The 5,695-nt window shown below is 67.3% G+C and carries 8 protein-coding genes and 2 pseudogenes; 4 read left to right on the top strand and 6 right to left on the bottom strand.

All coding sequences use genetic code 11. The features are described 5' to 3' along the window. Positions 1 to 444, top strand: a pseudogene (locus tag IEZ15_RS46250) (transposase); the annotation flags it as partial. 62 nt (positions 445 to 506) lie between these two features. Further along, the gene (locus IEZ15_RS43335; protein WP_189282424.1) at positions 507 to 641 is read left to right on the top strand and encodes a transposase; all 135 of its coding nucleotides are present in this window, start codon (positions 507 to 509) and stop codon (positions 639 to 641) included. A 346-nt stretch (positions 642 to 987) separates the two neighbouring features. On the opposite strand, the gene IEZ15_RS43330 is transcribed toward IEZ15_RS43335, so the two are convergent. From IEZ15_RS43330 to IEZ15_RS43315, 5 genes are all read right to left on the bottom strand, one after another. Continuing rightward, positions 988 to 1,839 (bottom strand): DUF1963 domain-containing protein, encoded by an 852-nt coding sequence (locus IEZ15_RS43330; protein ID WP_189282423.1) that lies wholly within the window; start codon positions 1,837 to 1,839, stop codon positions 988 to 990. Positions 1,840 to 2,001: 162 nt separating this feature from the next. Next, positions 2,002 to 2,322 (bottom strand): integrase core domain-containing protein, encoded by a 321-nt coding sequence (locus IEZ15_RS47620; RefSeq protein WP_189282422.1) that lies wholly within the window; start codon positions 2,320 to 2,322, stop codon positions 2,002 to 2,004. Beyond that, positions 2,322 to 2,891 (bottom strand): IS3 family transposase, encoded by a 570-nt coding sequence (locus IEZ15_RS47615; RefSeq protein ID WP_189282421.1) that lies wholly within the window; start codon positions 2,889 to 2,891, stop codon positions 2,322 to 2,324. The genes IEZ15_RS47620 and IEZ15_RS47615 overlap by 1 nt, the downstream gene beginning before the upstream one ends. After that, entirely contained in the window at positions 2,888 to 3,013 is a 126-nt protein-coding gene (locus tag IEZ15_RS47610) for a hypothetical protein (RefSeq protein WP_373302775.1), read from the bottom strand. Before IEZ15_RS47610 ends, IEZ15_RS47615 begins: the two co-directional genes overlap by 4 nt. Before the next feature lie 121 nt (positions 3,014 to 3,134). Continuing rightward, positions 3,135 to 4,154: a carbon-nitrogen hydrolase family protein gene (locus IEZ15_RS43315; protein WP_189282420.1), complete on the bottom strand. Its 1,020-nt coding sequence runs from the start codon at positions 4,152 to 4,154 to the stop codon at positions 3,135 to 3,137. 119 nt (positions 4,155 to 4,273) lie between these two features. Between IEZ15_RS43315 and IEZ15_RS43310 the strand changes: the two are divergent. Together IEZ15_RS43310 and IEZ15_RS46955 are read left to right on the top strand one after the other, a co-directional pair. Next, positions 4,274 to 4,435 (top strand): annotated as a pseudogene (locus tag IEZ15_RS43310) (IS5/IS1182 family transposase); the annotation flags it as partial. Between the two features lie 3 nt (positions 4,436 to 4,438). After that, a complete protein-coding gene (locus IEZ15_RS46955) occupies positions 4,439 to 5,056 on the top strand; it encodes a transposase (protein WP_308427520.1) in 618 nt (205 codons plus the stop codon). A gap of 208 nt (positions 5,057 to 5,264) precedes the next feature. Here IEZ15_RS46955 and IEZ15_RS43295 read toward each other — a convergent pair whose 3' ends face one another. Continuing rightward, positions 5,265 to 5,585, bottom strand: a complete 321-nt coding sequence (locus IEZ15_RS43295) for a hypothetical protein (RefSeq protein ID WP_189282419.1) — start codon at positions 5,583 to 5,585, stop codon at positions 5,265 to 5,267. Positions 5,586 to 5,695 lie beyond the last annotated feature (110 nt).

The following is a 5,695-nucleotide window of genomic DNA, read 5'->3' as shown; positions in this document are numbered from 1 at the left end:
CGCCGCCAAGAAGATCGTCGGTCGGAAACGGGGCATCCTCACCGACACGATCGGCCTGATCCTCGCCGTGACCGTCACCGCCGCAAGCCTCTCCGAAAACGCCCGGGGAATACGCCTCCTCGACCAGGCCAAGAAGACATACCCGACCATCGCCAAGAGCTGGGTAGACACCGGCTTCAAGAAGGCCGTCATCGAGCACGGCGCGCAGCTCGGAATCGACGTCGAAGTCGTCAACAGAAACCCCGGAGTTCGCGGCTTTCACGTCGTGAAAGGCGCTGGGTAGTGGAGCGGAGTATCGGTTGGGTCATGATGCACCGACGTCTCGCCCGCGACTACGAGACCCTCACCACCAGCTCCGAAGCCGTGATCCACGTCGCCTCGATAGACAACCTCGCCAAGCGCATAACGGACGAGACCACACCAACCTGGCGAGGAACCTACTAGGGCATAAGAGGCAATTCACTCACACTAAAAGCCCTCTGAGATTCCGGAGGAAGTAGTGCCAGGTGGGAAGCAAGTACACGAAGCGGTACTCGGATGAGTACAAGCGCGACGCGATCGAGCTGGTGCGGTCGTCGGGCCGGACGGTGACCGAGGTCGCCCGGGAGCTCGGGGTCAGCTCGGAGTCCCTGCGAGGCTGAGTGAAGAAGGCCCGGGCCGGCGCGGACGACCGGGACGAGGAACTGAGGCGGCTGCGGAAACTCACTGCCGAGCAGGCGAAGACGATCGAGATCCTGAATAAGAGCGACCGGCAGTAGGCGAAGTCGCCGCGCCAGAGCGCCCTAAATGCAAGGCAGGCACGAGCCCGAGTGATCATGGAGTTCCCTGCGCTCAGTGATCACCGGAGGGCTCGTGCCTGTCCTGCGCCGACTCGCCAGGCACGATCCTCAATGGCGGCAACTTCTCACCCGGTCTGCTGTCCGGCATCGTGGACACAGCCGTCAGGGCCGGTGTGAGACTCCCCCCGACCTGGGGTGACCCGTTGTTTCATGTGCACTGGATGCGCAGCCCGGTGCGCTGGGTGTGCGTCCGGCACATGAACAGGTACAGGGTTCCGACGTCACCCCATGTCGCATCAGTGAGCTCGCTCGGCCGGATCTGCAGCAGCAGCTCCATCGGCCGTGTGCATTCCGTGCAGACCGGCGTCTCGTCGCCGCCGTTCGCCCAGTACGGGTATCCGCCGATCGCCACCCCCGCATTGCGCATGTGCGGCGCTCGGGCGCGTTCCTGCGTCAGACGGAGTGCAGCACGGCCGACGATGTCCCAGTTCGCCCACGCTTCCCGGGAGCCGCTGTCACCCGGCACAAGGGCCCAGAGTTCGGGGCAGTGCAGGCGCATGCCCTCCCCGTCGGGCAGCGACTTTTCCAGGCGTGGCACCGCGTGGCGTTCCTCGAAGTCGGGCCCCGTGCCGTGCACGAGAACCTTGGGGCGGCGCAATGCGGTGTAGGAGCGCACGAGCCATCCGCCCTGTCCACGATCCCGTCCCCATGGATGGCACTTCCAGCAGTAGAAGAACGTAAAGAACGAGATGGGGAGCCTGTCGTGCAGTCCGTCGCGGGAGTAGTCGACCTGCGCGACGAACGTGAGATCGCCGGCACAGCCGTCGCACAGGGGCCAGGTCTCGCCCTCCTCCACCGTCGGCAACCCGCCGAACCGCGTGGCGACGAACTCCCGCATCACGTGGGGCTGCGCGGGAACGGACGGAGGGACGGCGTGCCGTCCTCGGCGACGATCACGCATGCGTGTCTCGGGCGGGCTTTGGGCCGGCTCCAGTACGGTGCGCGTCCGCATCAGCGACCGCAGCAACTGCACGACGTATTGCTCCTGAAGCACGGGCATGCGCGCATCGTAGCGGGCGGACCAGTGGCCGTACGGCTGTTCGTCTCAGTAGCCTGGCACGCAGGCATCAGAACAGGCCCTGGGTGACATCACAACTCAGTTCTGGCACAGATCTTGGGGAGCGGTCGCGGAGGGGCCTTGACCTCTGATCCTGAACACGGCTTATGCGGCTTTAGCCAGCATAGTTGATGGTGCGTCAAGTGCCGTCTCGTAGGCGATCGGTGGGCGGTGTCCAAGGCGGGAGTGGCGTCGGACGGCGTTGTAGCGGTGCAGCCGTCGGAACAGGTCGAGGCGGGCCTCGCGCTCGTCGTTCCAGGCCCTGCGGCCCTGGAGGGTCTCCCGTTTGCAGGTTGCGTTGAACGACTCGGCGAGGGCGTTGTCCGCGCTGCTGCCCACCGCGCTCATGGACTGGGTAACGTCGGCCTTGCGGCAGGCGTCGGCGAAGGCCCAGCTGCAGTACTGGGCTCCGTGATCGGTGTGCATCACCGCCCCGGCGAGCTGTCCCGGGTCCGCTCGGCTGCCGTCAGAGCATCCACGACGAGCTCGGCGCGCATGTGGTCGGCGATCGCCCGGCCCGCCAGGCGGCGCGAGGCGAGATCGATCACGGTCGCGAGGTAGCGGAACTTCCCGCCGGCCAGCGAGAGATAGGTAATGTCACCGACGTACTTGGTGTTCACCTCGCTCGCGGTGTAGTCGCGGCCGATCAGGTCCGGCACCTTCGCCGCGGCCGGGTCCGGGATCGTGGTGCGGTGCCTGCGGCGCAGGCGGAGACCGGCGAGCCTGACGGCCTTCATGATGCGTGCGACGCGCTTGTGATTCACGTTCTCGCTGTCCTCGCCGAGCTCGGCGGTGATCCTGGGGACGCCGTAGGTGCCGTCCGATGCCCGGTGCACCTGCCGTATCCGCGCGGCGAGTTCGATGTCGGCCGCCTGGCGGGCCGGTCCGGTCCGCTGCCAGTGGGAGAAGCTGGATCGGGCGATCTCCAGGATCCGGCACAACCGCGTCACGCCGTAACGGCGCTGGTGATCCTCAACGAACTGGCAGCGGTTCACCAGCCCGTCTCCGAGGCGAAATAACGGGCCGCCTTGCGCAGGATCTCGCGCTCCTTCCGCAGTTCGGTGTTCTCCCGCCGCAGGGCCGCGTTCTCCGCCTCCAGCAGCGCGACCGCTGGCACAGACGATGAGGCCACCGCCCGGCGACCCGGGGACGGCCCGCCCCATTCGCCCGGATCCAGTTCCGCAACGTCTCGGAGTTGATTCCCAGATCGGCGGCGCCCTGCTTGATCGTCGCCCTGCTCAGGCCGTTTCGGCTGCCGGGGCGGCGGTGCCGTCGCTCGGGGCGGCAGGCCATTCGCGATGTCCTTCGTCATGCCAGAGCGGGCGTCGGTCGACCCGTAGGCCGAGGATCTCCGGTCGCGCGTAGTGGCCCCGGGAGTCGACCCAGACCTTGACGGCGTTGATGTCGGCGAGGTCGATCTCGGCAGTGACGAGCTTCTCCTCGAGGCCGGTGTGCGGGCCGGCGAGGTACTGATTGAAGGGGTGGATCACGGCCGACCAGCCGCCACCCGCAGTGATGTACTTTTGCGGTCCGGCAGTGGACTCCATCCACTGCAGGCACGTCTCGTCCACCGGGTTTCCGGCGGAGATGACGAATGCCTGCGCCGTGAGCGCGTGGGTCTTCATCATGGCGTCGATCTGGACGTCGGCGACAGTCTCGAAGCCGGTCATGGTGGACAGACCGGGCCATGCTGCTGCGTGGATCTGCTGGCCCTGGGTGATCAGGGACTGCCGGGCCAGATTCATGGTGTGTTCCCAGCAAGCCAGACCGCCGATCCGGCCCAGAGCGCTATCGAAGACGCTGAGGGTGGCGCCGCCGCCCTGAGCCCACACGATCCTTTCAGCGTAGGTGGGCTGGAGCTTGCGGTGAACTCCGAGAAGGGTGCCGTCGGGTTCGATGAAGACCTGGCTGTTGAAACACGTGCGGGTGCCCGTGAGCCTCTCGCTGACACCGAGAACGACGCCGACCCCGGCGCGGTCACAAGCGGCTTGGACCCGGGCGATCTGCGGACCGGGCACCTCGACTGACGCCTCGGCGTACGCGACGTTGGCGCCCTGCTGGTCCAGCGGGGCGTAGGCCTCGATCCAGTACGGGTAACCGGGCACGAAGGTCTCGGGAAACACCAGCAGGTCGATGCCTTCCCCGCCAGCCTGTTCGACGAAACGGATGGCCTTGCCGACGGTCGCCTCGGTGTCCATGAACACCGGAGCGGCGTGTACCGCCGCGACAGTCCGTTTCGTGGAAGTGGGAGATGACATGTCGGAGTCCTCCTCAGAAGTGGAGCGCACCGGCAGGAACAGGTCGTCGAGCGGTGTTCCGGGGCGCGCGATCCGGATGCGGATGGCTGGGTGAGCCGGTCACGAGGAAGCCTCCCATCAACCTCGGGGCGATACTCGCCTTCCAGCCGCGCAAGAGGTTCGCCAAGGACGCCGTACTGATCGTGGACGGCACCCTTGTCCCGGCCCGCGACCACGCCATCGCCGAGCAGTTGCAGAACCGGTACTCCACCAACCACCAGGTTCTCGTTGACACCGACTCGGGCATGACGGCCTCCTGGAAGACCACGGTGGAAGTCGGTGATCGGCCAAACGATCGGCCAACCACCCGCCTGACCCGCTCGCAGGTCGGCCACGGCATCCGGCACGTCCGCGACGTCGTCGCCGCGGAGAACCTGACGCCGATCACCTGGACGCGCCGCGACGGGTTCATGTTCTCCGACGACCCCGCGGACTGGATCGAGTACGACAAGCGGCAGTTCCGGCAGATCCTCGGCCGCCTCACCCGGGTGATCACGGGCACGCTCGATCCGCACCTGGCCCGCTACCCCGACGACGAATGTGCCCAGCTCGCCACCGCCCAGCTCACCAGGGTCCGCGCCACCCTCGCTCAGCTCTCCAAACCCCGATCACCTTGCCGAGCCCGCCATGACTGCTGCCTCCCGTCGCCGCCGCTACCCGTCCGACACCTCGGTTGCCGAATGGGCACTCTCGAACCCCTGCTGCCCGTCCCGGCCTGCCAGACCAAGACCGGCGGACATCCGGAGAATTGGCCGAGATGGGAGAACGTCGACGGCATCCGCTACGTCGTCGACAACGACGCGAAGTGGCGGGCCCTGCCTGCGGATTCCCCTCCGTGGGAGACGGCTTACGGGTTCTTCTAGAGGTGGAACCGGGCCGGGGTCGTCACCTACATCCGTGACCAACTACGCCACCGGATCCGTATTGGCAAGGGCCGCTGCCCGCACCCGGTGACGCTGATCGTGGACTCTCAGTCCGTCAAGGCGCCCGGCCTACCGGTGACGCTCACGGTGACGCCTGCCGACAGCCAGGACCGCGACGCCGCCCGCGACGTGTTCTGGCGCCTGCGCCTCACCCAGCCGCAAAATCACCCAGGTCTGGGCCGACCGCGGCTACGCCAGCGACCTCGTCGACTGGGCCCGCGAACGCCTCTGGCTCACCCTGCGCATCGTCTCCCGGCCCAAAGGGGCCAAGGGCTTCGTCGTGTTGCCCCGCCGCTGGGAAGTCGAGCGCACGGATCAGGGCCCAGTCCTTCTCGGTGGAGATGAGGCCGATCGGCTGCGGCCTGGTCTGCGCGTCTGGGTCCTGCAGGGAGAACGTCCCGTCGGTGACGTTCACAGTGAGGGGGCCGACCCAGTCGTCCAGGGACCACTTCGCGCCCCGCTCGGTCATCGTCGCGACAGAGGCGACTGCGGCCTGAGCCCGACGGCTCAGGCCGCGGTGGCCGCACTCGCGTCCGGCGCCGCGTGTACCGTCCCCGCGTATCGCCGGGCGAAGCCCGT

Source organism: Streptomyces atratus (genome assembly GCF_014648655.1).
GTDB lineage: Bacteria > Actinomycetota > Actinomycetes > Streptomycetales > Streptomycetaceae > Streptomyces > Streptomyces atratus.
The sequence above is the reverse complement of the archived record's forward strand: the minus strand, read 5'-3'. Positions and strand labels throughout refer to the sequence as shown.

What these genes read in the sequence shown, in the direction of transcription:
- IEZ15_RS43330 (WP_189282423.1), bottom strand. Translation starts at nt 1,839, where the DNA reads ATGCCCGTGCTTCAGGAGCAATACGTCGTGCAGTTGCTGCGGTCGCTG.
- IEZ15_RS47620 (WP_189282422.1), bottom strand. Translation starts at nt 2,322, where the DNA reads ATGCACACCGATCACGGAGCCCAGTACTGCAGCTGGGCCTTCGCCGAC.
- IEZ15_RS43315 (WP_189282420.1), bottom strand. Translation starts at nt 4,154, where the DNA reads ATGTCATCTCCCACTTCCACGAAACGGACTGTCGCGGCGGTACACGCC.
- IEZ15_RS46955 (WP_308427520.1), top strand. Translation starts at nt 4,439, where the DNA reads ATGACGGCCTCCTGGAAGACCACGGTGGAAGTCGGTGATCGGCCAAAC.
- IEZ15_RS43295 (WP_189282419.1), bottom strand. Translation starts at nt 5,585, where the DNA reads ATGACCGAGCGGGGCGCGAAGTGGTCCCTGGACGACTGGGTCGGCCCC.